This is a genomic window from Pseudohaemophilus paraphrohaemolyticus, from assembly GCF_003253115.1.
Classification (GTDB): Bacteria; Pseudomonadota; Gammaproteobacteria; order Enterobacterales; family Pasteurellaceae; genus Haemophilus_A; species Haemophilus_A paraphrohaemolyticus_A.
Genome location: NZ_QEQF01000002.1, coordinates 154067 through 179731 on the forward strand (window position 1 = coordinate 154067; position 25665 = coordinate 179731).

The 25665-nt window shown below is 41.1% G+C and carries 20 protein-coding genes; 16 read left to right on the top strand and 4 right to left on the bottom strand.

Going from position 1 to position 25665, the window contains the following annotated elements:
- Positions 1-12 precede the first annotated feature (12 nt).
- From DPV92_RS03675 to DPV92_RS03685, 3 genes are read left to right on the top strand one after another with little or no spacing between them, the layout of a single operon-like run.
- Positions 13-975, top strand: coding sequence for an ABC transporter permease subunit (locus tag DPV92_RS03675; RefSeq protein ID WP_111353732.1), 963 nt, complete (start codon positions 13-15; stop codon positions 973-975).
- Entirely contained in the window at positions 972-1880 is a 909-nt protein-coding gene (locus tag DPV92_RS03680; RefSeq protein ID WP_111353733.1) for an ABC transporter permease subunit, read from the top strand. Before DPV92_RS03675 ends, DPV92_RS03680 begins: the two co-directional genes overlap by 4 nt.
- 20 nt (positions 1881-1900) lie before the next feature.
- Positions 1901-2932 carry a peptide ABC transporter ATP-binding protein gene (locus DPV92_RS03685; protein ID WP_111353734.1) on the top strand — a complete coding sequence of 344 codons (1032 nt, stop codon included), beginning with the start codon at positions 1901-1903 and terminating at the stop codon, positions 2930-2932.
- An 87-nt stretch (positions 2933-3019) separates the two neighbouring features.
- On the opposite strand, the gene DPV92_RS03690 is transcribed toward DPV92_RS03685, so the two are convergent.
- Positions 3020-4324, bottom strand: coding sequence for a cation:proton antiporter (locus DPV92_RS03690; RefSeq protein WP_111353735.1), 1305 nt, complete (start codon positions 4322-4324; stop codon positions 3020-3022).
- A gap of 154 nt (positions 4325-4478) precedes the next feature.
- On the opposite strand from DPV92_RS03690, the gene DPV92_RS03695 reads away from it, so the two are divergent.
- From DPV92_RS03695 to priA, 4 genes are all read left to right on the top strand, one after another.
- A complete protein-coding gene (locus DPV92_RS03695) occupies positions 4479-6353 on the top strand; it encodes a SurA N-terminal domain-containing protein (protein ID WP_111353736.1) in 1875 nt (624 codons plus the stop codon).
- Positions 6354-6462: 109 nt separating this feature from the next.
- Positions 6463-7212 (top strand): ABC transporter substrate-binding protein, encoded by a 750-nt coding sequence (locus DPV92_RS03700; protein ID WP_111353737.1) that lies wholly within the window; start codon positions 6463-6465, stop codon positions 7210-7212.
- A gap of 83 nt (positions 7213-7295) precedes the next feature.
- Positions 7296-8393, top strand: a complete 1098-nt coding sequence (apbC, locus tag DPV92_RS03705; protein ID WP_111353738.1) for an iron-sulfur cluster carrier protein ApbC — start codon at positions 7296-7298, stop codon at positions 8391-8393.
- Positions 8394-8480: 87 nt separating this feature from the next.
- Entirely contained in the window at positions 8481-10694 is a 2214-nt protein-coding gene (gene priA / locus DPV92_RS03710; protein ID WP_111353739.1) for a primosomal protein N', read from the top strand.
- Between the two features lie 48 nt (positions 10695-10742).
- Here the strand turns inward: priA and pflA are convergent, their stop codons facing one another.
- The 3 genes from pflA to focA form a co-directional block, all read right to left on the bottom strand.
- A complete protein-coding gene (gene pflA, locus DPV92_RS03715; protein ID WP_111353740.1) occupies positions 10743-11483 on the bottom strand; it encodes a pyruvate formate lyase 1-activating protein in 741 nt (246 codons plus the stop codon).
- A 223-nt stretch (positions 11484-11706) separates the two neighbouring features.
- Positions 11707-14019, bottom strand: a complete 2313-nt coding sequence (gene pflB / locus DPV92_RS03720; RefSeq protein WP_111353741.1) for a formate C-acetyltransferase — start codon at positions 14017-14019, stop codon at positions 11707-11709.
- 127 nt (positions 14020-14146) lie between these two features.
- On the bottom strand, positions 14147-14971 hold the full coding sequence (gene focA, locus DPV92_RS03725) for a formate transporter FocA (RefSeq protein ID WP_111353742.1): 825 nt from the start codon (positions 14969-14971) through the stop codon (positions 14147-14149).
- Positions 14972-15207: 236 nt separating this feature from the next.
- Here focA and DPV92_RS03730 point away from each other — a divergent pair, with 236 nt between their 5' ends.
- The 9 genes from DPV92_RS03730 (at position 15208) to trxA (ending at position 25609) form a co-directional block, all read left to right on the top strand.
- Positions 15208-15705, top strand: a complete 498-nt coding sequence (locus DPV92_RS03730) for a YqaA family protein (protein WP_111353743.1) — start codon at positions 15208-15210, stop codon at positions 15703-15705.
- A gap of 78 nt (positions 15706-15783) precedes the next feature.
- Entirely contained in the window at positions 15784-17619 is a 1836-nt protein-coding gene (gene uvrC / locus DPV92_RS03735; RefSeq protein WP_111353744.1) for an excinuclease ABC subunit UvrC, read from the top strand.
- A 47-nt stretch (positions 17620-17666) separates the two neighbouring features.
- A complete protein-coding gene (gene menC / locus DPV92_RS03740) occupies positions 17667-18632 on the top strand; it encodes an o-succinylbenzoate synthase (protein WP_111353745.1) in 966 nt (321 codons plus the stop codon).
- A 42-nt stretch (positions 18633-18674) separates the two neighbouring features.
- Entirely contained in the window at positions 18675-19367 is a 693-nt protein-coding gene (rsuA, locus tag DPV92_RS03745) for a 16S rRNA pseudouridine(516) synthase RsuA (protein WP_111353746.1), read from the top strand.
- Positions 19367-20563: a Bcr/CflA family multidrug efflux MFS transporter gene (locus tag DPV92_RS03750; protein WP_111353747.1), complete on the top strand. Its 1197-nt coding sequence runs from the start codon at positions 19367-19369 to the stop codon at positions 20561-20563. The genes rsuA and DPV92_RS03750 overlap by 1 nt, the downstream gene beginning before the upstream one ends.
- An 86-nt stretch (positions 20564-20649) precedes the next feature.
- On the top strand, positions 20650-20811 hold the full coding sequence (locus DPV92_RS09840) for a hypothetical protein (protein ID WP_192574172.1): 162 nt from the start codon (positions 20650-20652) through the stop codon (positions 20809-20811).
- Positions 20812-21072: 261 nt separating this feature from the next.
- Entirely contained in the window at positions 21073-23727 is a 2655-nt protein-coding gene (gene gyrA, locus DPV92_RS03755; protein WP_111353748.1) for a DNA topoisomerase (ATP-hydrolyzing) subunit A, read from the top strand.
- 141 nt (positions 23728-23868) lie between these two features.
- Positions 23869-25161, top strand: coding sequence for a nucleobase:cation symporter-2 family protein (locus DPV92_RS03760; protein ID WP_111353749.1), 1293 nt, complete (start codon positions 23869-23871; stop codon positions 25159-25161).
- A 130-nt stretch (positions 25162-25291) separates the two neighbouring features.
- Positions 25292-25609, top strand: a complete 318-nt coding sequence (gene trxA / locus DPV92_RS03765; protein WP_005708771.1) for a thioredoxin — start codon at positions 25292-25294, stop codon at positions 25607-25609.
- Positions 25610-25665 lie beyond the last annotated feature (56 nt).

The following is a 25665-nucleotide window of genomic DNA, read 5'->3' on the forward strand; positions in this document are numbered from 1 at the left end:
AGAGATAAAACAATGCTTATTGCTCTCTTACGAAAATTCTTATTAACGCTGATTACGCTCATCATTCTCTCGATTATCAGCTACAACATTTTACTTCGAGATCCGCTGAACTCACTCAATGGTATCGGCGTAATGACGGGCTATTTCCGCTATGTCGCAAGCTTGTTGCAAGCGGATTTAGGCATTAGCTATATCAATGGCGAACCTTTAACGGTGCAGATGTTGAGCGTGTTTCCTGCGACCATTACGCTATGCGTGTCAGCCTTATTGCTTTCGTTGTTAATTGGCTTGCCGCTTGGCTTTTGGGTGGCCTATATTCAAAAAAGTACGCTAGGCAAAGTGATGACTTGGTTGGGCTCATTAAGCTTTTCAATGCCCGTGTTTTGGCTGGCGTTGCTGTTACTTTATAGTGCTTCTATCAACCGTTGGGAAATTGCTGCCGTTGGTGATCTGCATCCAATTTATGCAATTCAACCGCTTACAGGCTTCCGTATCCTGGATATTCTCTCAACTGATTCGCCTCATCAGCTTAAAATGATGCAGAGTGCTTTGCATCACCTGATTTTACCAACGCTAGTGCTCGGTATTCCTTCCATTTTGGAAGTAATGCGATTCACTCAAGAACGAGCAAATTATGTGATGAAGCAGAATTATATCAAAGTAGCACAAACGCGGGGGTGGTCGACATTTCGGATTTTTCGTAGTCACGTGCTTGGCAACTCTTTACCTGCGTTAATTCCAACCATTGCCCGCCATTTTACCGTGATTTTTGCCTTTGGGATGTTGATTGAAAATATCTTCAGCTGGAGCGGTATTGGGCGCTGGCTGATTAACGCTTTGGCGGTGCAAGATTACAATGCGATTTCCGCAGGTGTAGTGGTCATTGGCGGATTTGTACTTTTGATTGATCTCTTTACCAGTTTTCTCAAAACGCTGTTAGATCCCTCACAGAAAAAGGATTGGTACACGAAATGATCGCAACGCAAAATAAAGAACCAGAATATTTCCGCGAAAGTCACTCTTTCCGTTCATTTTGGCAGAGCTTTCGTGAAGATAAAATCGCCCTTATCAGCCTCTATCTTTTTCTTGCTTTGTTAGTGTTAGTATTTGGCGGGGCATTTGTTGCACCTTATCACTACGAGCAACAGTTTGTTGGGCTGGAATTGCAACCGCCTTCGTGGGATGCAAGCGGTCAAATTCGCCACTTTTTTGGTACAGACGATTTAGGGCGAGATATTTTCAGCCGAATCATTGCCGGTTTCTATTATACGGTTGGCTCTTCGCTGCTGGTTTGCCTTGCTATCGGAGTTATTGGCGGCATTATTGGCATTTTCGCAGGCTTGAACCAAGGGAAATCGGTGTCATTTTTGAGTCATTTATTCGATATTTTCTCATTTATTCCTGTATTGCTGATTACGATTATTATCGCAGCGCTAATGGAAGCCAGCTTACTCAATGCGATGTTTGCGATTTTTTTAGCACTTCTACCGCATTTTATTCATCGCATTTATCAGGTAACCCAACTGGAGTTAAAGCGTGAATATGCGGTGACTTTACGATTAGATGGTGCGAACAAAAAAACACTTATTCGTGAGGTGATTTTGCCTAATTTAACTGTGGTAGTAATCAAGGAAATTTCGGTCTATTTTATCTTTAGCATTCTGGATATTACCGCGCTGGGTTTTATCGCCATTGGGGCAAAAAGTGGCACACCAGAATGGGGTGTCATGCTTCGCGATTCAGCTGAATTGGTGTACATCGCTCCGTGGGCGATTGTGCTCCCAGGGCTTGCGATTACCTTTAGCATTTTGATTATTACGTTGTTAAGTAACAGCTTGATCCGCGTGCTTAAAAAGCATCGAGCGTCTTCCTATTTTTAATCGAGAATGGATGGTGATGAATGGCTCTTTTAGATATTCGACATCTCAGTATTGAGATTAATACGCCAAACGGACGCGTGAAAATGGTAGATAACATCAACCTGACTTTAGATGAAGGCGAGGTGTGCGGCTTGGTGGGCGAATCGGGCTCGGGTAAAAGTTTGATTGCCAAAGTGATTTGCGGTGTACTCAAAGATGAGTGGGTGGTCAGCGCGGATCGCTTCCGCTTTAATGATATTGAATTGCTCAAACTGCCTGTAGCACAACGCCGACAAGTGGTAGGTGAGCAGATTTCAATGGTCTTTCAAGATGCGTTGTTAAGCTTAGATCCGAGTGAAACAATCGGCAAACAGCTCATTAAAAGCGTGCAATTTAAAGGCAAATGGTGGCAATGGTTTGGTTGGAAAAGGAGAAGATCCATTGAGCTATTGCACCGTGTAGGGATTCGTGATCACAAAGACATTATGCGAAGCTACCCAAGCGATATTACCGAAGGCGAAGCGCAAAAAGTGATGATTGCAATGGCAATCGCCAACCAACCTCGATTGTTGGTGGCAGACGAGCCAACTAATACAATGGAGGCAACCACGCAGCTGCAAATCTACCGCTTACTTTCCAGTATGAATAAAAACCTTGGCACATCAATTTTGCTAGTGAGCAGCGATATGAAAAATATTGCCCCGTGGGTAGATTCGTTTAACGTACTCTATTGTGGGCAGACGGTCGAGATTGGCGATAAAGAGGATATTCTGACCAAGCCTTTGCATCCTTATACATCCGCGTTGCTCAATAGCATTCCTGATTTCTCGCAACCGCTAGTAAGCAAAAGCCATTTAAACACGCTCAAAGGTAGTATTCCTATGCTACAAGAGATGCCAATTGGTTGCCGCTTAGGACCACGCTGTCCTTTTGCACAGAAAAAATGCATTCAAAAACCACTGCTTAAAAAGTTCAAACAACGCGAATTTGCCTGCCATTTTCCGATTAACTTTAGGGAAGTAAACGCAAACCGCAAGGCAGAGTTTGAGCCTGTTGTGGTGGAGATGGAGTAAACCTATCGTTTTCTATATGAAATAAGTGATAGAGTTTAAAAAAATTTTGCAAAAATAAAGGGTAGCAGATCAGTGCTACCCTTTAGGTTAATGTTTGCTAGGCTGCAAATATTCCTCTCGATTTGGATCAACCGTTTTTGATTTTCTGATCATCGGTTCAATGGTTGAACCTTGTACGAGAATTGAGAACATTACGACGGCATAAGTCATCACCAAAATCAAATCTTTCACATCAATGGAGCCAGCAAACGCAGTTTTGCTTGGAATGGAAAGTGCCATTGCCAATGCTAAGCCACCACGTAAACCACCCCATGTCATAATTTTAAGCGTGTAAGGGTTGTAGGTTCTGAATTGCTGCATTCCTTTAAATGGAATCCAGAGACTGAGATAACGCGAAATCAAACAAACAGGAATCGCGATAATCATCAGCACAATCCCGTAGAATTCAAAGTCTACTAACAATAACGCAAAGCCGATCAGAAAGAAGAGCAATGAGTTTAGGAAGTGGTCGATCATCTCCCAGAAGTGGTCTAGATAACGTTGGCTCTGTTCCGAGAAACCTGAACGGCGCGTCCAGTTACCAATCATAATCCCTGCAACAACCATTGCCAAAGCACCAGATACGTGCAAGATGTTGGAAGCAAACATAAAGCCAGCGGTTGGGATGGTAAGAGTAATGAGAATTTCCATTGAGCCATCATCGGTTGAGGAAATCAGCACGTGGGCAATAAAACCGAGCAGGAAGCCGAATAAAATCCCGCCAATGGCTTCGTGCATAAAGAGACTAAAAATATTGGCAACGGAAGTATCTTGACCGCCAAAAGCCACCGCAAAAACAGTCACGAAAATCACTAAGCCGACACCATCGTTAAACAGCGATTCCCCTTCTACTTGCATGGATAAGCGTTTTGGAGCACGTAAATTTTTGATAATTGCCAACACTGCGATTGGGTCGGTTGGGGAAATCAATGCACCGAAAACGACGCAGTAGATAAAGTCAATTGGCAAGCCGATAAGGTTGGCAGGTGTCCAAATCAATAATGCAATCAAGAAAGTGGAAATGAGGGTTGAGATAAGAGCGAATGCGGTAATTTCCCATTTTTGGTCTTTGAGCACGGGTAATTTTACCCCTAAAGAGCCCGCAAAAAGCAAGAAGCCTAAAATCCCGTTGAGCAAGAAACTTTTAAAATCGATTTGTTCCATCACATTTTTAGCGATAACGTCAATTTTAAACCAACCGAAAGAACCTAAGATCCAGACTAATAGCGAGCAAACCATTGCTGCTGCAGTAATAGCGATGGTTGATTGTACGCGAGCGGAAATTTTGCTTGTAATGAATCCAAGTAAGATAGAAAGTGCTGCCAGAAAGCAAATATAGGCATAAATATTCATCAAGAAAATCCTGTATGTTTCTGAATAGAGAAATGAAAAGAGGGGGCATTCTATCACAAATCAATTGATAAAGAATGGAAAAATCAGATTTGAGAAAAGTTGACTTTACAGTATAATTCACAGCATTTTCTGATTTTAAACTTAGGAAACTTCTATGATTGAAAAATGGCATGAAAAAAGCAACGGGATTGCTTTCAAAATTATTTTTGCCCTTGTCTCGCTTTCGTTTGTGTTAGCGGGTGTAGGTACTGGATTTATTGGGGTAAATACCTCAGCGGTGAAAGTGAATGGTAAAGAGATTTCTCAGCGTGAATTTAGTGATGCAAAAAATCGTCAGCAACAAACGATGGCGAACCAAATGGGATCTCAATTCTGGGATTTAATGGATGATCCAAAATTTGCTGCGGAGTTTGATCAATCCGTTCTGAATAACCTGATTAATGATGAATTGCTTCGCCAATATATTGATGAATTAAAATTGGGCGTGAGTGTAGATCAAATTAAATCGGAAATTGTGCACAGCTCTTATTTCCAAAATAATGGCAAGTTTGATAATAATTTATATCAACAAACTTTACGTAACGCGGGCTTAAACGCTGACGGATATGCTCAAATTGTAGGACAAGGCATTCTCTTTTCTCAAATGGAAGAGGGTGTGTTAGGGACGAACTTTAATGTGCCTGCTCAAGAAGAAACCTTAGCCAAATTGTTATTCCAAAAACGCCAAGTGCGTTTAGCTTCTTACTCTTTAGCAAATGAAGTGAAAAAACAGACCGCTTCACAAGAAGAGTTGCAAGCTTTCTACGATAAGCATAAAGCGCAATTAGTGTTGCCAGAGCAGTTTGTTGTGGAATATGTGACCTTATCGCCAAAACAAGTAGAAAATAAAGTGCAGATTACGGATGAGCAAATTGCAACTTATTATGAAGCGAATAAAGCGCAATATGTTACTAAAAGCGAATCTCAACTTGCACATATTCAAGTAGCAAATGAAGCAGAAGCGCAAGCCATTGAACAGCAATTAAAATCAGGTACTGATTTTGCAACCCTTGCAAAAGAAAAGTCATTAGATAAATTATCAGCAACCAAAGGCGGCGATTTAGGTTGGGCAAAAGCAGGGACATTCCCAACTGAATTTGAAAAGGCTGCAAATGCATTGCAAGTAGGGCAAGTTAGCCAACCTGTTAAAATGGGCGACGAGTATCACATTATTAAAGTGTTAGATCGTAAACCGGAGACAGCTTTACCACTTGAAAAAGTGAAAGAAAACATTGTGAATACTTTGCGTCAAGAATTAGTTGGGGCTGAGTACTCAACGGTGACGCGTGATATGGCAACTTCTGCGTATGAAAATGCGGGATCATTGGAAGAAGTCGCAAAAGTGGCAGGCGTTGAAGTTCAAACTACCCCTATGTTTACTCGTGAGACATTACCAGAAGCATTAAAATCTGATTCGGTAACTAAAGTGCTCTTTGAAGGTGATTTAGCTCAATCAGGTCAAAATTCAGAAGCGTTAGAAGTGGGTAATGAAAATGCCTCTCGCACAATGTTTCTTCGCGTAAAACAGTATCAGCCACAGCGTGAGAAAACTTTTGATGAAGCAAAATCAGAAGTGGAAGCAATGGTAAAACGTGAAAAAGCGGAAACGGCATTGTTAGCTCAAGCAGAGGCTCAAGTAAAAGCGTTAAGCGAAGGCAAAAATGAAGTTACTTTCGGCGGAGCTCAAACACTGGTTTATGTTCAAGCACAAGCAGAACAACCTGCATTTGCTAAAGTAGTATTTGCAATGCCAAAACCGACAGATAAACCAACTTTCAGTGTCGCCCGTAATGTTCAAGGCGATGTGCTATTGGTGGCATTAGATAAAGTAGAAGATGGTTTATTAAGTGAATTTAAACCACTTCAAGCTCAATTTAATGAATCAAATCGCACCACGTTACGTGCTGATTTAATCAACAATTTACGTGAGCGTGCGTCAATTGATGTGAATGAAGAGTTTATGCAACAACTAAATTCTACAGCGCAGTAATCAGCTATTGCGTTATTTTAGGGCGGAGATAATTTCCGTCCTTTTCTTTATCAATTTTCCCAAATTAGCGTATAATAGCCATAGTTTAGAAATCTACTCAGGTATTTGTATGGCTTATTCTCTTTTTCAATCTCAAGCGGTGAAATTTGCAAAAAATCTTGCAATCTTTACCGCTTGTTTTTGTTTCTTTTTGTCTGCGAATGCCAAAACGGTGGAAAAAGCCGCTTCGCCAGCTAAACTTTGCACTTATTTTTACGATTTTAATTTTCACGATCCGCAGTTAAAAAAGCCTGAAGTTCGCCGAGCCATTAAAGCAATGATATTTTCAAATCGCATCAAATACGAAAATGGTGAAACCAATCACCATATTTTGTCAAAGTCATTACAAGTGGAAACCGAAAGTCATTGGTCGCCTTTGGTTGTCGAACAACTGCTTGCTCAAAGTGGCGTAAGCCCGAAGTCGCCATTACAGTTGAAAATTCTGTTTGAAAATCAAAAACCGCATAATGTGATTGGGCGACAAATAAGCAGAGTGTTAGCACAATCGGATCTTATTCGAGTAAATCCACAAACGGTCAAAAAATCTGAATTGATTGCACAGCGAAATAACGGCAATTACCAGCTTATTCGTAATGAGCAATGTATCGACAAACCTGATCCTACACTGTTCTTATGGCGATTTTATTCAAAAAGCACAGAAAATAAGAATGGTTATGTAAATCCAGAGGTGGATAAATTACTCTCAAAACTACAACAGCAGAAATTGAGTAAATCTAAACGTCAGGCAGTGATTCAACAAATTGTTGAGCTATTAGAACAAGATGTGGCAATTTTGCCATTATATGAATTTTCTAAATAAATTTTTTAGCCCTTTTTAGGGATTGTTTTTCTTTATTAATTCGCATACTTTGCGGTGATTACCTGTATCAATTAAGGATTATTATGAACCAACTAACCGAACAACAACTTAATGACATTAAGTTTGTGATCCAAAATTTTACGCACGCAACCTTGCAAAAAGATTTAATTGCTTTAAATGCACTTAAAAAAGCAGAATTAGGAGCAGGCATTTTACGCCTTGAATTCACCATGCCATTTGCATGGAATACAGGTTTTGAGGCTTTAAAACAAACGATTGAAGCGAAATTAAAAGAAGTAACTGGTGCAACCGAAATTAAATGGATTCTGAACTACAATATCGCGACCTTAAAACGTGCAAATCAGCATCCTGCAGTTAACGGGGTGAAAAATATTATTGCAGTTACTTCAGGCAAAGGCGGTGTAGGGAAATCAACCACGTCGGTAAATTTAGCGTTAGCCTTAAAAGCTCAAGGGGCAAAAGTGGGGATCTTAGATGCGGATATTTATGGTCCATCTATTCCGCATATGTTAGGCGCAAAAGATCAGCGTCCAACTTCGCCAGATAATAAACATATTACTCCAATTGAAACTTACGGCATTCAATCGAACTCTATCGGTTATTTAATGGCAGAAGATAACGCAACCATCTGGCGTGGACCGATGGCGAGCAGTGCATTAAGCCAATTACTCAATGAAACTTGGTGGAATGAGTTGGATTATTTGGTTATCGATATGCCACCAGGCACAGGTGATATTCAACTTACCCTTTCACAACAAATTCCAGTCACAGGTGCGGTAGTAGTAACAACACCACAAGACATTGCATTGCTTGATGCAATTAAAGGGATTTCTATGTTCCAAAAAGTGTCCGTACCTGTATTGGGCATTATTGAAAATATGAGCGTGCACATCTGCCAAAATTGTGGACACCACGAAGATATTTTTGGCACAGGTGGAGCAGAAAAAATTGCGAAACGCTACGGCACGCAAGTATTAGGGCAAATGCCGTTGCACATTCGTTTGCGTCAAGATTTAGATGCAGGAATGCCAACCGTTGAGGCAGATCCAACTCACGAAATCAGCCAAGCCTATATTGAGTTAGCTGGCAAAGTGGCTTCTGAATTATACTGGCAAGGTCAGGTTATTCCGTCTGAAATTATGATTCGTGAAGTGAAATAATTCCTTTCAAAATCTTTTGAAAATTCTAAAAGGGCAATAGATAATAACGCTATTGCCTTTTCTCTTTTAAGCCGATGAAATAAGCTTATGAAACTAATCCGCGTTGCTTTACCCGTGCCGTTAAATCGCTATTTCGACTACCTTTTGCCTGATTTTTTCTCTGCAGTAAAAGGGGTGAGAGTCTCTGTGCCTTTTGGTTCGCAAACCAAAGTTGGCATTGTGATTGATTTTCCTGAAACAAGTGACATTCCCGTCGAAAAACTCAAACCCATCAAAGCAGTGTTAGATTTAGAACCAATTTTTGATGAAGAGATGTTTAAACTACTCAACTGGGCTTCGAGCTATTACCATGCCCCCATCGGCGAAGTATTGAGTAGTGCGCTGCCTGTTAAGCTTCGGCAAGGTGATTCAGCTCAACGAACACGGCCTGATTATTTTATCGTAACAGAATTTGGGCATTCAGCACTTGAATCTGGCGAACTCAAGCGGGCTAAAAAACAACAAGATTTGCTAAATGAATTATCTCAATCGGCAAACTTTTTTGAAAAACCGACCGCTTGCAGCCCATCGGCTTGGAAAGGATTGATTGAAAAAGGTTTTATTGAAAAAGTCGATCTTCCATTCAAACCGCAATCTTGGCAAGAAAAATTGGGAAATCAACCGCTTGTCAATAGCCAAAATCGCTTAGTACTAAATAAGCAGCAAACTTTGGTGGTTAGTCGTTTGAGTGTTCGCAACGGGTTTGAAACCTTTTTGCTCAATGGTGTGACAGGTTCGGGCAAAACCGAAGTCTATTTGCAGGCAATTGAAAGTGCACTTAATCGTGGCGAGCAGGTACTTGTACTGGTGCCTGAAATTGGTTTAACACCGCAAACTATTCAGCGTTTTAAAGCTCGTTTTAATGTAGAAATGGATGTGCTGCATTCCAATATGAATGAGACTGAACGCCTGAATGCGTGGCTTCGTGCAAGAAATGGTGAGAGTGCAATTGTGATTGGCACGCGTTCAGCACTTTTCACTCAATTCCAAAATCTGGGCTTAATTATTATTGATGAAGAACACGATAGCTCGTTCAAACAGCAAGAAGGCTGGCGTTATCACGCTCGTGATTTAGCGGTCATTCGAGCAAAAAATCTTGCGATTCCAATTATTTTAGGTTCAGCCACACCAAGTTTAGAAAGCGTGCAAAATGTACAGAAAGGTAAGTTTACTGAGCTTACTTTAACCACTAGGGCGGGTAATGCAGAGCCGGTCAAGCAACAGATCATTGACTTAAAAACACAACGAGTGACAGCAGGGCTTTCAGAGCAGCTACTTGCTAAAATGAAATCTCATTTAGACAAAGGCAACCAAGTGATGCTATTTTTGAACCGCCGCGGTTTCGCCCCTGTGTTGCTCTGCCACGAATGTGGTTGGATATGCCAGTGTGAAGCATGCGATAAACCCTACACGTACCATCAAAAACAGCGTGTGTTGCGTTGTCATCACTGCTCTTCGCAACGGATTATTCCTCGCCAATGTGGGCATTGTGGTTCAACTAATTTAATTACGACAGGGGTTGGCACAGAACAGCTAGAGCAAGTTTTAGGCGAACAATTCCCAGATTATAAAATTAGCCGTATCGATCGCGATTCGACCGCTCGTAAAGGAACATTAGAAACGCATCTCAACGATATTCGTGAGGGCAAAAGCCAGATTTTGATTGGCACACAGATGCTTGCAAAAGGGCATCACTTTCCGAATGTGACTTTGGTGGCGATTATCAACGTGGATTCAGCACTGTTTTCAACTGATTTTAGAGCCGAAGAGCGTTTAGCCCAACTTTATTTACAAGTTTCAGGGAGGGCTGGGCGAGCTGAAAAACAGGGGGAAGTCGTTTTGCAAACACATTATCCAGACCATCCTTTGCTAAAAAATTTAGTGGAAAAGGGCTACGAAGCTTTTGCAGGAGAAGCACTAAAAATGCGTCAATTGATGATGCTTCCGCCATTCTCCTCGCAAGTGCTGTTTAAAGCAACGAGCAAAAACAGCGAACAAGCGGTGCAATTTTTACAAGAACTGGCAAATTTCTTTGCCCAAAAAGCAAATGATTTAGCCTTACAAGGCTTGCAAATTCGCCCACCTTTTTCTGCACCGCTTGCGAAAAAGGCTGGTTATTACCGTTGGTTAGTGCTCATTCAACATCCATCCCGAATAGCGTTGCAAAAACTACTGAACATGTTTGATGCTGAAAAAGAACAGATAGCTGTACCAAATTCAATTAAGCTGGCAATGGATATTGATCCGATGGATATTGGGTAACAAAGCTCTATATGAAAAAGACCACATTTCTCAATGTGGTCTTCATTTCTAATATTTCACCGTATGCCCGTAACTTTCAATAATGTCTTTGATACGCTCTAGCGTCTCTTTCGGTGGTGGTAATACGCCTTCAAGTTCATATTTGTAACCTAAAGTTTCCCATTTGTGAGCCCCTAAACGGTGGTAAGGTAACAGTTCTACTTTTTCGATATTTTCCATACCTTGAATAAATTTTCCTAAACGATGAGCAGAATCATCATCATCAGTATAACCTGGCACAACCACATAGCGAATCCACGTGCGTTTGTTGAGTTTTTGTAGGTAACGAGCGAAATCAAGGGTGCGTTTGTTTGAAACACCGACGAGATCTTGATGAATTTCATCGTTGAGCTGTTTTAAATCTAACATTACCAAGTCGGTGACTTCCAACATCTCATCGACAACAGGACTATAATGACGCACAAAACCGTTGGTGTCTAAGCAGGTATCAATGCCTTCGGCTTTACACGCTCTAAACCAATCACGCACAAACTCCATTTGAAGCACAGCTTCACCGCCTGATGCAGTAACGCCACCGCCTGTCGCTTTCATAAAGTGTTTATAAGTGACCACTTCTTTCATTAGGTCTTCAACGCTAATCAGTTTACCGCCATCTAAATCCCAAGTGTCGCGGTTATGGCAGTATTTACAACGCATTAAACAGCCTTGTAAGAAGAGAATAAAGCGAATACCTGGACCATCTACGGTACCGCAAGATTCATAAGAATGATATCTAGCCATCACTGACATACTGTTCTCCTAATTCTTTCGTAATATGTTGAAATAAATAATCTGTGCGAACTTATTTATTTCAAGATACTGCGAATATGGTTTCGATTTATCCTTCGATAGGCTCAGGAACCGTCTTGACAACTTTTCATCTAAATAAAACAAGCGGTCAGATTATACAATAATTTTGCAGAATCTGACCGCTTAATTTAGCTTATAACACTAAACGGTAACAACTTCCGTATTACATACATTCTGTGAATGTACGAGTAATAACGTCTTGTTGTTGTTCTTTAGTTAATGAGTTGAAACGTACTGCATAGCCTGAAACACGAATTGTTAATTGTGGGTATTTTTCAGGGTGTTCAACCGCGTCTAATAATGTTTCACGGTTTAATACATTTACGTTCAGGTGTTGACCACCTTCTACTTCAGCTTCGTGGTGGAAGTAACCATCCATTAAGCCCGCAAGGTTACGTTTTTGTGATTCGTAATCTTTACCTAATGCGTTTGGTACGATTGAGAAAGTATATGAGATACCATCTTTCGCATACGCAAATGGAAGTTTAGCCACAGAAGTTAATGACGCTACCGCACCTTTTTGGTCACGACCGTGCATTGGGTTTGCACCTGGTCCGAATGGCGCACCTGCACGACGACCATCTGGGGTGTTACCTGTTTTTTTACCGTATACCACGTTAGAAGTGATAGTAAGTACAGATTGAGTAGGTACTGCGTTGCGGTAAGTTTTGTGCGTTTGGATTTTTTTCATGAAACGTTCAACTAAGTCGCACGCGATGTCATCTACGCGGTTGTCGTTGTTACCAAATTGTGGGTATTCGCCTTCGATTTCGAAGTCTAATGCTACGTTTGTAGCCACCACGTTGCCATCTTTATCTTTGATATCGCCACGAATTGGTTTCACTTTCGCATATTTAATTGCAGATAATGAGTCAGCCGCAACAGAAAGACCTGCGATACCACACGCCATTGTACGATATACATCACGATCGTGGAACGCCATTAACGCTGCTTCGTAGCTGTATTTATCGTGCATAAAGTGGATGATGTTTAATGCAGTCACATATTGTGTTGCTAACCAATCCATGAAGTGATCCATACGGCTCATTACATCATCAAAGTCTAAGTATTCTGAGGTAATTGGATCTGTTTTCGGACCCACTTGTGCACCTGATTTTTCATCAATACCGCCGTTGATTGCGTATAACATGGTTTTCGCTAAGTTCGCACGTGCACCGAAGAATTGCATTTGTTTACCCACAACCATTGGTGATACACAACATGCGATTGCGTAGTCATCGTTATTGAAATCTGGACGCATTAAGTCATCATTTTCGTATTGAACTGATGAAGTATCAATTGAGACTTTAGCACAATAGCGTTTGAAGCCATCTGGTAATTGTTCAGACCAAAGGATTGTTAAGTTTGGCTCTGGAGATGGTCCCATTGTGTAAAGAGTATTTAAGATACGGAAGCTATTTTTGGTGACTAATGTACGACCATCTAAGCCCATACCTGCTAAAGTTTCAGTTGCCCACATTGGGTCGCCTGAGAATAATTGATCGTATTCAGGTGTACGTAAGAAACGAACCATACGTAATTTCATGACTAAGTGGTCAATTAATTCTTGAGCTTCTTCTTCTGTGATTTTACCGGCTTTTAAGTCACGTTCGATATAGATATCTAAGAATGAAGAGACACGACCGAATGACATTGCCGCACCGTTTTGAGATTTAACCGCAGCAAGGTATGCGAAGTAAGTCCATTGAACCGCTTCTTGTGCTGTTTCTGCAGGACGTGAAACGTCGAAACCGTATGAAGCAGCCATTTGTTTGATTTGACCTAAAGCACGGTGTTGTTCAGCAATTTCTTCACGTAATTGAATGGTTGCTTGAATATCTTCACCTGCTTCTAAGCGTGGTTGTAATGATGCAAATTGACGTTGTTTGTCTTTCATTAAGAAATCAGCACCATAGATCGCTAAACGACGGTAGTCACCGATGATACGACCACGACCATACGCATCTGGTAAACCTGTGATGACACCTGATTTACGGCAACGTAAAATGTCTGGCGTATAAACATCGAATACACCTTGGTTGTGCGTTTTGCGGTATTCAGTAAAGATTTTTTCCACTTCAGGATTTAAGGTACGACGATAAACATCGCAAGAACCTTTAACCATTTTGATGCCACCGAATGGGATGATAGCACGTTTTAATGGAGCATCTGTTTGAAGACCAACGATTTTTTCTAATGCTTGGTCAATATAACCAGGTTTGTGAGAAGTAATTGTAGAAGGAATATCACAGTCGATATCGTACGGTTCGTGCGTTTTATTCTCAACTTTGATTTTCTCCATCACTTCTTCCCATAATTTAGTGGTTGCAGCCGTTGCACCCGCTAAGAAAGACTCATCGCCTTCATATGGAGTATAGTTTTTTTGGATAAAATCACGCACGTTTACTTCGGTTTGCCAGTCACCAGCAGTAAAACCTTCCCATGCTTTTTGTTGAGTTTCAGTTAATTGAGTCATTTTAAATCCTCTATTTGTTTTAAATAAAATTTGTGATGCCGAAACATCGTAGTTTGTAAAATCTCTGCGAAATTTGACCGCTTACATCTTAGTTCAACTTCTCGCCAGATTTATAAATAGGTTATTTTTAGTGCTTACGAATATATAAGAACCACTGCACTAAACCGATAAAGAACACGCCACCTACGATATTACCTAAGGTAACGGGAATTAAGTTCTTTACCACAAAATGATATAAATCTAAGTCTGCATATTGCATAGGGTCAACACCAATCGCTGTCCAGAATGATGCATCTGAAGTATGAGCTATCACCATTCCCATTGGGATCATAAACATATTTGCCACACAGTGCTCAAAGCCAGACGAAACAAATAATGCGATAGGTAAAATCATGATGAATGCTTTATCAGTCAATGATTTTCCTGCATTAGCCATCCAAACCGCAATACACACCATAATGTTACACAAAATACCGAGGGTAAAAGCTTCCATCCAAGTATGATGAATTTTATGTTGGGCTGTTTTTAAAATAGTCAAGCCCCATTGCCCATTTGCTGCCATCATCTGACCTGAAAGCCAAATCAATACCACAACACTTAAACCGCCAATAAAATTACCGCCATAAACGACAAACCAGTTTCTAAACATTTGAAACCAAGTAATACGATGAGTTGCTTTTGCGACAGCAGTTAATGTGGATGAAGTGAAAAGTTCTGCACCAAAAATCACGCACATAATCACGCCAATAGAGAACACGATACCGCCTACTAATTTAGATAAGCCCCAAGCAACATCCGCTGTGCCTGTTTGCGTTGTGGTATAAAAAACAAAAGCCAGACCGATAAAACCGCCTGCTAAAATTGCAGAGATAAAAGAATAGAGTTGGTGTTTAGTTGCTTTATAAACTGCACCATCTTCGGTGATTTTTGCCATTTCAGTAGGAGAAAACATGGATAATCCCTTCGTGTTAACGTTGACGATTATTCAAAAACACTTCTGAATAAACTAAAATTGAAGACATAATAAAATTTGTGTGGAATTATAGACTTGTTCCGCTCGTCTGAAAATCAAAAACTTACCTATTTAAGGGGATTTGAGCATCTTTTTTTGATGTATCTCAACTTTATAAAAAATATCAAACTTTTGTTAAAATTTATTTAACTTTTTATTAACTTTTAACCAACTTTATGATCACAGATTACCTCACTTCTCTTTTTAGCTTGCTTTTTTTAAGCGAACATCAATTTGTCGTGATGTTTGTCAGTAGCCTAATTAGCTCATCATTATTACCAGGAAATTCTGAGATCGTATTTACCACTATTGCAAGCCAACTTATTATTTCAGAACGTTCACTTTACTCTTTTTCATTATTTGGACTAATAGCGGTTGCAACCATTGGCAACACATTAGGAAGCTTGATTACTTTTGCGATGGGAAAATTATTGCCAGAACCTAAAGCACAAGAAAATAAATATGCTGATTGGGCAATTGACAAGCTAAATCGCTATGGCACGTTAATGCTTTTATTAAGCTGGTTACCCATTGTTGGCGATCTGCTATGTGGATTAGCTGGTTGGTTACGCCTACCCATTCTGCAAAGTACGATTTGCATTTTGATCGGAAAATTTGCCCGCTATATAGTACTTTTAGTGGGCGTTTATCCGATTGTGAAGTATATAATGTAATTTAAAGATGTTTTATTGCAAAAAATCCCGCTAAAATGACCGCTTTTAACGATCTTTCAATTGCAAAATGAGGAGAAAATGAGCGAATTTGATGCCAAAGTGTTTTTAGCTAATGTGCCACATCTGCCAGGGGTCTATCGAATGTATGATAGCAAAGGTACGATTATCTATGTGGGCAAGGCGAAAGATCTGAAAAAACGCTTGTCGAGCTATTTTCGCACCAACCTCGCCAGCCGAAAAACGGAAGCATTAGTTTCACAAATTGCCCATATTGAAACCACCATTACCCATTCCGAAACAGAAGCCCTGTTGCTAGAGCACAATTATATCAAGGAAAATCAGCCTCGCTACAATGTGTTGCTTCGCGATGATAAATCTTACCCTTACATTTTGCTTACCAAACATAAGCATCCGCGATTAACGAGTTTCCGTGGCAGTAAAAAAATTGCAGGCGAATATTTCGGCCCTTATCCGAACGTAGGTGCAGTGCGAGAAACGCTGAATTTACTACAAAAAATTTTCCCAATTCGTCAATGTGAAGATAATTTCTACAAAAACCGCTCCCGCCCTTGCTTGCAATATCAAATTGGGCGTTGCCTTGCACCTTGTGTGGAAGGCTATTATTCGCAACAGGAATATGATCAACAAGTCAATCTGGTGCGACTCTTTCTGCAAGGCAAAGATAGCCAAGTGGTTGAGCATTTAATCGGCAAAATGGAAAAGGCTGCGGAAGATCTGGATTTTGAAGCAGCAGCACGTTTTCGCGATCAAATCCAGCAGGTGCGAGCGGTGCAAGAGAAACAGTTTGTCTCAAACGAACGTTTAGACGATTTGGATATTATCTCCATTGCCTACCAACACGGCATTGCTTGCGTGCATATTTTATTTGTGCGTCAGGGTAAGATTTTAGGAAATCGAAGTTACTTCCCGAAAGTGCCAAGCCATACCGAATTTGAAGAGCTGAGTGATACCTTTATCGGGCAATTTTATTTGCAGATGAACCAGCATCGCACCATTCCGAACCAGATTATTATTGATCATCAAGTGAGTGAAGCGAAGGCGTTGGAAGAGGTACTTTCTGAGCAATCAGGGCATAAGGTCAGTATTACCGCGAATGTGCGCGGCGAAAAAAACCGTTATCTTGCCTTAGCGAAAACCAATGCTCAAGCCGCACTCACACTGCAATTACAACAAGATGCTCACATTAAAACCCGCTACGAAGCCTTACAAGCGGTGCTTTCTTTGCCGAAAATTGCAAGAATGGAGTGCTTTGATATTAGCCATACGATGGGCAATCAAACTGTCGCGTCTTGCGTGGTGTTTAACGAGAATGGGCCACTTAAATCGGATTACCGCCGCTTTAATATTGAAGGTATCACAGGCGGGGACGATTATGCTGCAATGGAACAAGCCTTGCTGAAACGTTATGATAAGCCACTTGAGCCAGAGAAAATCCCAGATATTATTTTTATTGATGGTGGCAAAGGGCAACTAAACCGTGCGTTGGAAACTTTTGCCAATTTGAAGGTGTCGTGGGATAAATTAAAACCGCTTTTAATTGGTGTGGCAAAAGGTGTGGAACGTAAAGCCGGTTTGGAAACCTTGTTGATTAGTAAGTGGGATAAGGAAATTCATCTCCCGCCCGACAGCCCTGCATTGCATTTAATTCAGCATATTCGCGATGAGTCTCACAACCATGCCATTACAGGACACCGCAAAAAACGCCAAAAAGCCTTTACCGAAAGCGGTTTGGAATCCATTGCAGGCGTAGGAGCAAAACGCCGCCAAGCCTTGCTGAAATATTTAGGCGGAATGCAAGGTGTGAAATCGGCAACGTTGGAAGAAATTGAATCTGTACCAGGAATTTCCAAAGCCTTGGCGGAAGTGATTTTTGATACGTTGCAGAATGGGTAAATTAAACTCATTTCTCTATAAATAGTAGATATTCACAAGTTTATCAAATGAAAATAAAACTCTACCACTACACTATCCCTTGTCGCACAGGCGTCGTGCTTCGCAAACAGCCTTTAACCGAACGGCAAGGCTTGATTATTCGCCTAGAGAAAAATGGCAATATCGGCTGGGGAGAAATCGCCCCATTACCAACTTTTAGCTGTGAAACCTTGGCAGAATGTGAAGCCGATGTTCGGAAATGGCTTAAAAAGCCAACTGATTTGATGGATAACTTCGCCCCGTCTGTTGCCTTTGGCATCAGCTGCGCATTGGCAGAATTAAACGGAACATTACAGCCCGAAGGCGATTTTCGCTCTGCGATTTTATGCGATGGTGATGTTGCAAAATTTTCAGCAAAATTAACCGCTTGTCAGGCTCATTTAGGCAAAATCAAAATCGGGTTTAATGCAGAGAAAGAGGGCGAACTTGCCAATCAGTTGTTTATGCAGTTCCCTGATTTACAACTTAGATTAGATGCAAATCGAGCTTTCTCGCTCGAACAAGCGGTAAAATTTGCCGAGAAAATTGCAAAGCCACTGCGATCTCGCATTCAATTTATTGAGGAACCTTGCCAAACGCCAGCGCTTTCCCGACAATTTGCAGAGATCACAGGCATCAATATTGCGTGGGATGAAAGCGTGCGTGAGCCTCATTTGGGGTTAAAAGCTGAACCGAATTTGACCGCTATTGTAATTAAACCAACATTAACAGGTTCGCTTGAAAAATGCGTTTCACTGATTCAACAAGCCCATTCGCAAGGGATAAGTGCAGTAATTAGCTCCAGTATTGAAAGCAGTTTGGGCTTAACGCAGTTGGCACGCATTGCCAAACAATATACGCCTGACATGGTGGCAGGACTGGATACGTTACATTTGATGCAGCGGCAATTGTTACGGTGCTGGCAAGGATCAGATTTGCCTTTAATTGATGAAAACAGCGAATTTTTGCGTTTAATTTTAGAAAGTGAAGATTAGGGCGTATAATAAATTCAAATGAAATAAAAATAAGAGAATACAATGCGTTTAGATAAATTTATTGCAGAAAACACAGGCTTAACCCGCTCACAGGCAGTGAAGGCATTGAAAGGCGGTTTAGTGACCGTAAATGGTGAGATTGTAAAAAGTGGTTCGGCTAAAATTACCGAACAAGATCAGATTTGCTACGAGGGTGAGTCACTTGAGTGGATGGAGGAAGGGCAATATTTTATGCTCTACAAACCACAGGGCTATATTTGTTCGAATGATGATGGCGAATATCCAACCGTTTATCAATTTTTTGATTATCCGCTAATGACCAAATTGCACACCGCTGGGCGTTTGGACGTGGATACCACAGGCTTGGTACTTTTAACCGATGATGGCAAATGGTCGCATCGAGTGACTTCGCCGAAACATCATTGTGAGAAAACGTATTTGGTCACATTGGCAGATCCTGTTGAAGATTTTTATGCAGAAAAATTGGCAGAGGGGATTTTATTGCGTGGCGAGAAAGAACCGTGCTTGCCTGCTCAATTGGAAATTATTGATGACTATAATGTGAACTTAACCATCAGCGAAGGGCGTTATCATCAAGTAAAACGAATGTTTGCAGCCTTGGGCAATAAGGTAGAAGCCTTGCACCGTTGGCGAATTGGCGATGTGGTTTTAGATGAGACATTAGAAGAAGGCGAATTCCGCCCGCTTACAGACGAAGAAATTGGGAGTTTTTAATGAGTGAGAAAAAACCGCATCCGTGTTTTTTTATTATTTTAGGAATGATGGCAATGCTTCCACCGCTTGCCATTGATATGTATTTACCGTCGTTTTTGGATATTGCGAGAGATTTAGCCGTTTCACAAGAAAAAGTACAAACTACCTTGGCGGTTTTTACCTTTGGCTTTGCAGTCGGTCAGCTTTTCTGGGGGCCTGTTGCTGATAGCATCGGGCGTAAACCGATTATTTTGATTGGTTTGGCAGGTGCAGCATTAGCCGCCTATTTTTTAACGCAAGTAGAAGATATTAACACCTTCTATTTTTTACGTTTAACTCAAGGTTTGTTTGGAGCAGCACCCGCGGTAGTGCTTGGTGCGTTAGTTCGCGACTTGTTTGAGCGTAACCGCTTCGCACAAATGATGTCAGTGATTATGATTATTACCTTGCTTGCTCCGCTCGTTGCACCTGTATTGGGCGGCTATATCGCGAAATATCTGCATTGGCACTCTATTTTCTATACGCTGGTTGCAATGGGAATTGCTTGTGTGGTGTTGGTGACGTGGAAAATTCCAGAAACGTTAGTGCCTGAAAAACGCCAACCAATAAATTTTAAACAGGTTCTCATCAACTATGCAAAATTACTTTCGCATAAACCAACTTTGGGTTATGTGATGGTTGGCGGGCTTACTTTTGCGGGAATGTTCTGTTTCTTAACTTCGGGCTCGCTGGTTTACATTGGAATCTACGGTGTTTCGCAAGAGCACTTTGGTTACTTCTTTATGCTCAATATGGTGGTGATGATTTCCATGACGGCAATTAACGGTAAGTTAGTCACTAAACTTGGCTCTGAAACCATGCTCCGAATTGGTTTAATCACCATGTTAACAGCAGGTATTTGGTTGGCGATTGTGGCTACTTTTGAACTAAATTTCTGGCTAATGGTAGTTGGAGTGCCATTCTATGTAGGAATGCTTTCAACAGTAGGTAGTAATGCAACGGCAGCCGTGCTTGATAAATTCCCGCAAATGGCAGGCACGGCAAATGCGGTTGCAGGAACGGCTCGTTTTGGTATCGGCTCAGTGGTGGGTGCATTGCTTTCACAAATTACAGTAACTAGTGCTAAACCAATGCTTTATGCGATGGCTCTTTGCGTAGTTTTAGCTGCGATAATCTATTATGTTTGTTGTGTGAAAGCGGTTGAAAAAGCAGAGTAGTTTGCAAATTAACTCTATTAAGCTATAGAGGTTGAGAATTTACTATATAAACAATACAATGCCCTCAAATAACGGAGGGCATTTTTATGTTTAAAGAAAAAGGTTATGATGAAATTTTAGCTAATGTTTACGACTTTACAGGATTTGTTTCTACCCTACAAAAATCACTCGCTGAATTTAATAAAACTTTTGAATTAATTGCATTTATGCTTACGGCTATTAGTGGAAAACGAGAAGATGGAGAGTGAGAAGCATTTTGCTGTGGATATCGCATTGTTTATCAATAACAAAGTAATGATATTATTGTTATTTCCGTGATCCATTCTCGACGTTTATATCCTCGTCCATAAATAATCTTTTTATCTGTTTAATACTCAGAAACAGCAGTGTTTTCTATAATATAAAATCCCCTTTTGCTCCCTTTTTATGCTATAATCCGCTCAATTTTTGCCTTTAGAAATAAATGAAATGAAGGCTATCTTTTTCACAAACTTGATTAGGAAATTTCAATGAGCGAATTAGCCAAAGATATTACCCCCGTCAGTATCGAAGACGAACTGAAAACGTCTTATCTCGACTATGCAATGTCCGTGATTGTTGGGCGTGCATTACCTGATGTGCGTGATGGATTAAAACCTGTTCACCGCCGTGTGTTGTTTTCGATGGATCAAAACAACAATACTTATAATCGCCCACACGTTAAATCAGCGCGTGTGGTAGGGGATGTAATCGGTAAATACCACCCGCATGGCGATTCTGCGGTATATGACACCATTGTGCGTATGGCGCAGCCGTTCTCATTGCGTTATATGTTGGTAGATGGGCAAGGTAACTTTGGTTCGATTGATGGCGATGCACCAGCTGCGATGCGTTATACCGAAGTGCGTATGCAAAAAATCACGCAGGAATTGCTCACTGATTTAGATAAAGAAACCGTAGATTTCTCTCCAAACTATGATGGCAAAGAGATGATCCCCGATGTGCTTCCAACCAAAATTCCAGCCTTGTTAGTCAATGGTTCATCAGGGATTGCGGTGGGTATGGCAACTAACATTCCTCCACACAACTTAAACGAAGTGTTAGATGGCTGCTTGGCTTATATCGAAAATGAAGAAATTTCGATTGATGAGTTGATGCAATATATTCCTGGCCCAGATTTCCCAACTGGGGCGTTAATCAATGGTCGTAAAGGCATTGTAGACGCCTATCAAATTGGTCGTGGTAAAGTATATGTGCGAGCGAAAGCAAGCATTGAAACGACTGATAAAGGTCGCGAGCATATTGTTGTGACTGAGCTGCCTTATCAAGTTAATAAAGCCAAATTAATTGAAAAGATTGCTGAGCTCATTAAAGATAAAAAAATTGAAGGCATCAGCAAAATTGATGACTATTCCGACAAAAAAGGGATTTCTATTGTTATCGAAGTAAAACGCGATGCAGTTGCGGAAGTGGTGTTAAACCATCTTTACTCGCTTACGCAAATGCAGGTAACTTTTGGTATCAATATGGTCGCACTAGACAACGGTCAGCCAAAAGTATTAAATCTCAAGCAGATCATTGCAGCCTTTATCAAACATCGTCGCGAAGTGGTGACGCGCCGTACTATTTTTGAACTTCGTAAAGCACGCGAGCGCGCACATATCTTAGAAGGTTTGGCAATTGCATTAGCGAATATTGACCCAGTTATCGCCTTGATCCGTAATTCAAAAACGGCAGAAGAAGCGCGCGAAGGTTTGCTTTCTCGCTCTTGGGCACTAGGTAATGTAGCTGCAATGTTAGATGCAGCAGGTGTTGATGCCTCTCGTCCTGAAGATCTACCTGAACATTTAGGCGTGCGTGATAGTGAATATTACCTTTCTGAAGCGCAAGCTCGTGCAATTTTAGAATTACGCTTACACCGTTTAACAGGTTTAGAGCACGAAAAAATTGTTGATGAATACAAAGAATTACTCACTGAAATTGCGGAATTATTACACATCTTAAATAGTGCAGATCGCTTAATGGAAGTGATCCGTGAAGAGCTAGAAGCTGTAAAAGCAGGTTTTGGGGATGAACGTCGTACAGAAATTACGGCAGCTTCAGGCGATATCAATCTTGAAGATTTAATTGCCCAAGAAGATGTAGTGGTAACTCTTTCTCACGCAGGTTATGTGAAATATCAACCACTTTCAGACTACGAGGCACAGCGCCGTGGTGGCAAAGGTAAATCAGCAACGAAGATGAAAGAGGATGACTTCATCGAGAAATTATTGGTGGCGAATACCCATGATACCATCCTTTGCTTCTCAAGCCGTGGTCGCTTATATCAATTGAAAGTGTATCAATTACCGCAAGCAAGCCGTGGGGCACGTGGTACGCCAATCGTGAATATTTTACCGCTTGTAAAAGAAGAAAATGAACGTATTACCGCAATTTTACCAATTCCAAATGGTGAGTTCTCGGCAGATAAATTTGTCTTTATGGCAACCGCAAGTGGCGTAGTGAAAAAAGTTGCATTAGACGCATTTAGCAATGTGCGTGCGAACGGCCTTATTGCACTCACACTCCGCGAGGGTGATGAGCTTATTGGTGTTGATATTACTAACGGCGAAAGCGAAATTATGTTGTTCTCTGCACAAGGTCGCGTGGTTCGTTTCGAAGAAAAAGCCGTGCGCGCAATGGGACGAACCGCAACAGGGGTGCGCGGTATTAAACTGGCAACAACTGAAATCAGCGATGAAGTGGAAGAAGCGGAAATCGTTGATATTGAAAGCGAAGAGAGTGATGAAAGCATCAATCTCAACACCGATAAGGTTGTTTCACTTGTCATTCCACATACTGAAGGCGACATCTTAACCGTCACACAAAATGGTTATGGTAAACGTACTGCATTAACGGAATATCCTGTGAAATCCCGTGCGACCAAAGGCGTAGTTTCTATCAAAGTGAATGAACGTAACGGTAAAGTGGTTGCAGCAGTTCAAGTGGAAGAAACTGACCAAATTATGTTGATTACCGATGCGGGTACATTAGTGCGTACTCGTGTTTCAGAAGTAAGCCTTGTTGGTCGTAACACCCAAGGGGTTCGCATTATTCGCACTGCAGAAGACGAGCAAGTGGTAAGTCTTGAGCGTATTTGTGATGCGGATGATGAAGAAATAGATGAAACTGTATCGGAAGAGTAAACTATCTATTTTTATTCGTTAAATAAAATAGCCCGTAAAGGGCTATTTTTTAGCTAACGATAGCAAACGTTTGCGTAACCGTTTGCTTAAAAGGTTGCAAATCCGTATAATCCGCCTCAGTTTTTTTACTTTGAGGCTTATATGCAAACTTTACGTTATCCTGTTGATTCAAAACCTCCTTTCGGATTAACCCTTCTCTTAGCTCTTCAACATCTTCTTGCTGCACTTGGCGGCATCATCGCCGTTCCTCTTGTTATTGGCAACGTGTTAAAACTTCCAACGCCAGACACCATTGTACTTGTGAATGCTGCCCTCTTAGTTTCAGGCATTGTCACCATCATTCAATGCCGTGGGATTGGCCCTATTGGTTTACGTTTGCCAAGCGTAATGGGCACCAGTTTTACGTTTGTAGCGGCGGCATTGGCAATTGGTTTTAGTGAGCACGGTGTAGCGGGCATTTTAGGGGCTTCATTAGTGGGCTCATTGGTGATGATTATTGGTAGCTTCTTTATGCCTTATGTGCGTAAATTATTTCCACCAGTCGTAACTGGCGTAGTGGTGGTGATGATTGGTTTAAGTCTCATTCCTGTGGCGGTAGACTGGTTTGCAGGTGGTCAAAAAGGTGATGCTAATTATGCCGATCCCTCTAATCTTGCGATGGCAACTTTTGTGCTTGTGCTCGTGGTCATTTTGGTGCAATGGGGTAAAGGAATTTTCTCGGCTGCGGCTATCGTTATTGGGATGATGGTAGGTTATGTGGTGGCATTAACTTTAGGTTGGATCAACTTTGAAGCGGTTAAAAATGCAGAAATTGTTGCAATTCCTCAACCTCTGCACTTCGGTTTAGCGTTCCCAATTTCGGGGATTATTGGGATGTCGATTGCTTATTTAGTTACCATTGTGGAATCAAGTGGTAACTTCTTAGCATTGGGTAATGCCACTCAAACAGAGATTACAGGCAAGCATTTACGCGGTGGCGTATTGTGTGATGGGGTAGGCTCAGCCTTTGCAGCAATTATGTCTACCACTCCATTTTCATCATTCGCTCAAAATATTGGTGTGATTTCATTAACGGGTGTGGCAAGCCGCCACGTCGTGACGGTAATGGGCGTATTACTCATTTTCGCAGGTATTTTCCCCTGGTTTGGGGCGTTAATTGTTTCTATACCAAGTCCTGTATTAGGGGGCGCTGGCTTGATGATGTTTGCAATGATTATCGCCGCTGGTATTCAAATGCTCGATAAAGTAGAGCGCTCAAAACGTAATGGTTTAATTATTGCTATTTCCATCGGCTGTGGTTTAGCAGTTACCACTCGTCCAGAATTGCTTGATAAATTGCCAAGTTTCTTTAAAGAAGTCTTTGGTTCAGGCATTACCGTAGGTTCTGTGTTAGCTCTTGTGCTTAACCTAATTTTACCTAAAGATAAAGAGTAAAATTATCAAAGCAATTGGAAAAATAGACTTGAAATCAGTTGGTTGAAACCTTATCTTAACGCCAACCGAACACCACTGATTTCTCGGTGGTGTTTTTCTTTATTTAAATAATGTAAACAAGGAATTAATTATGACTTTACAAGTTACCGATGCAACATTTGAACAAGAAGTACTAAAATCTGATGTGCCAGTATTATTAGATTTCTGGGCACCTTGGTGTGGTCCTTGCCGCATGGTAGCCCCAATTTTAGATGAGTTAGCAGAAGAGTTTGCAGGTCGTGCGAAAATTGCCAAAGTGAACGTAGATGAAAATCAACAAGTGCCAGCCCAATTCGGTATTCGTTCAATCCCAACATTAATTCTTTTTAAAGATGGTCAAGTGGTTGCAACACAGGTAGGTGCATTACCAAAATCTCAATTAGCGGCTTTTGTTGAACAAGCGTTATAATTTCAGTAAAGATTAAATAAAAATAGCTAGGATTTATTTCCTAGCTATTTTTTTAT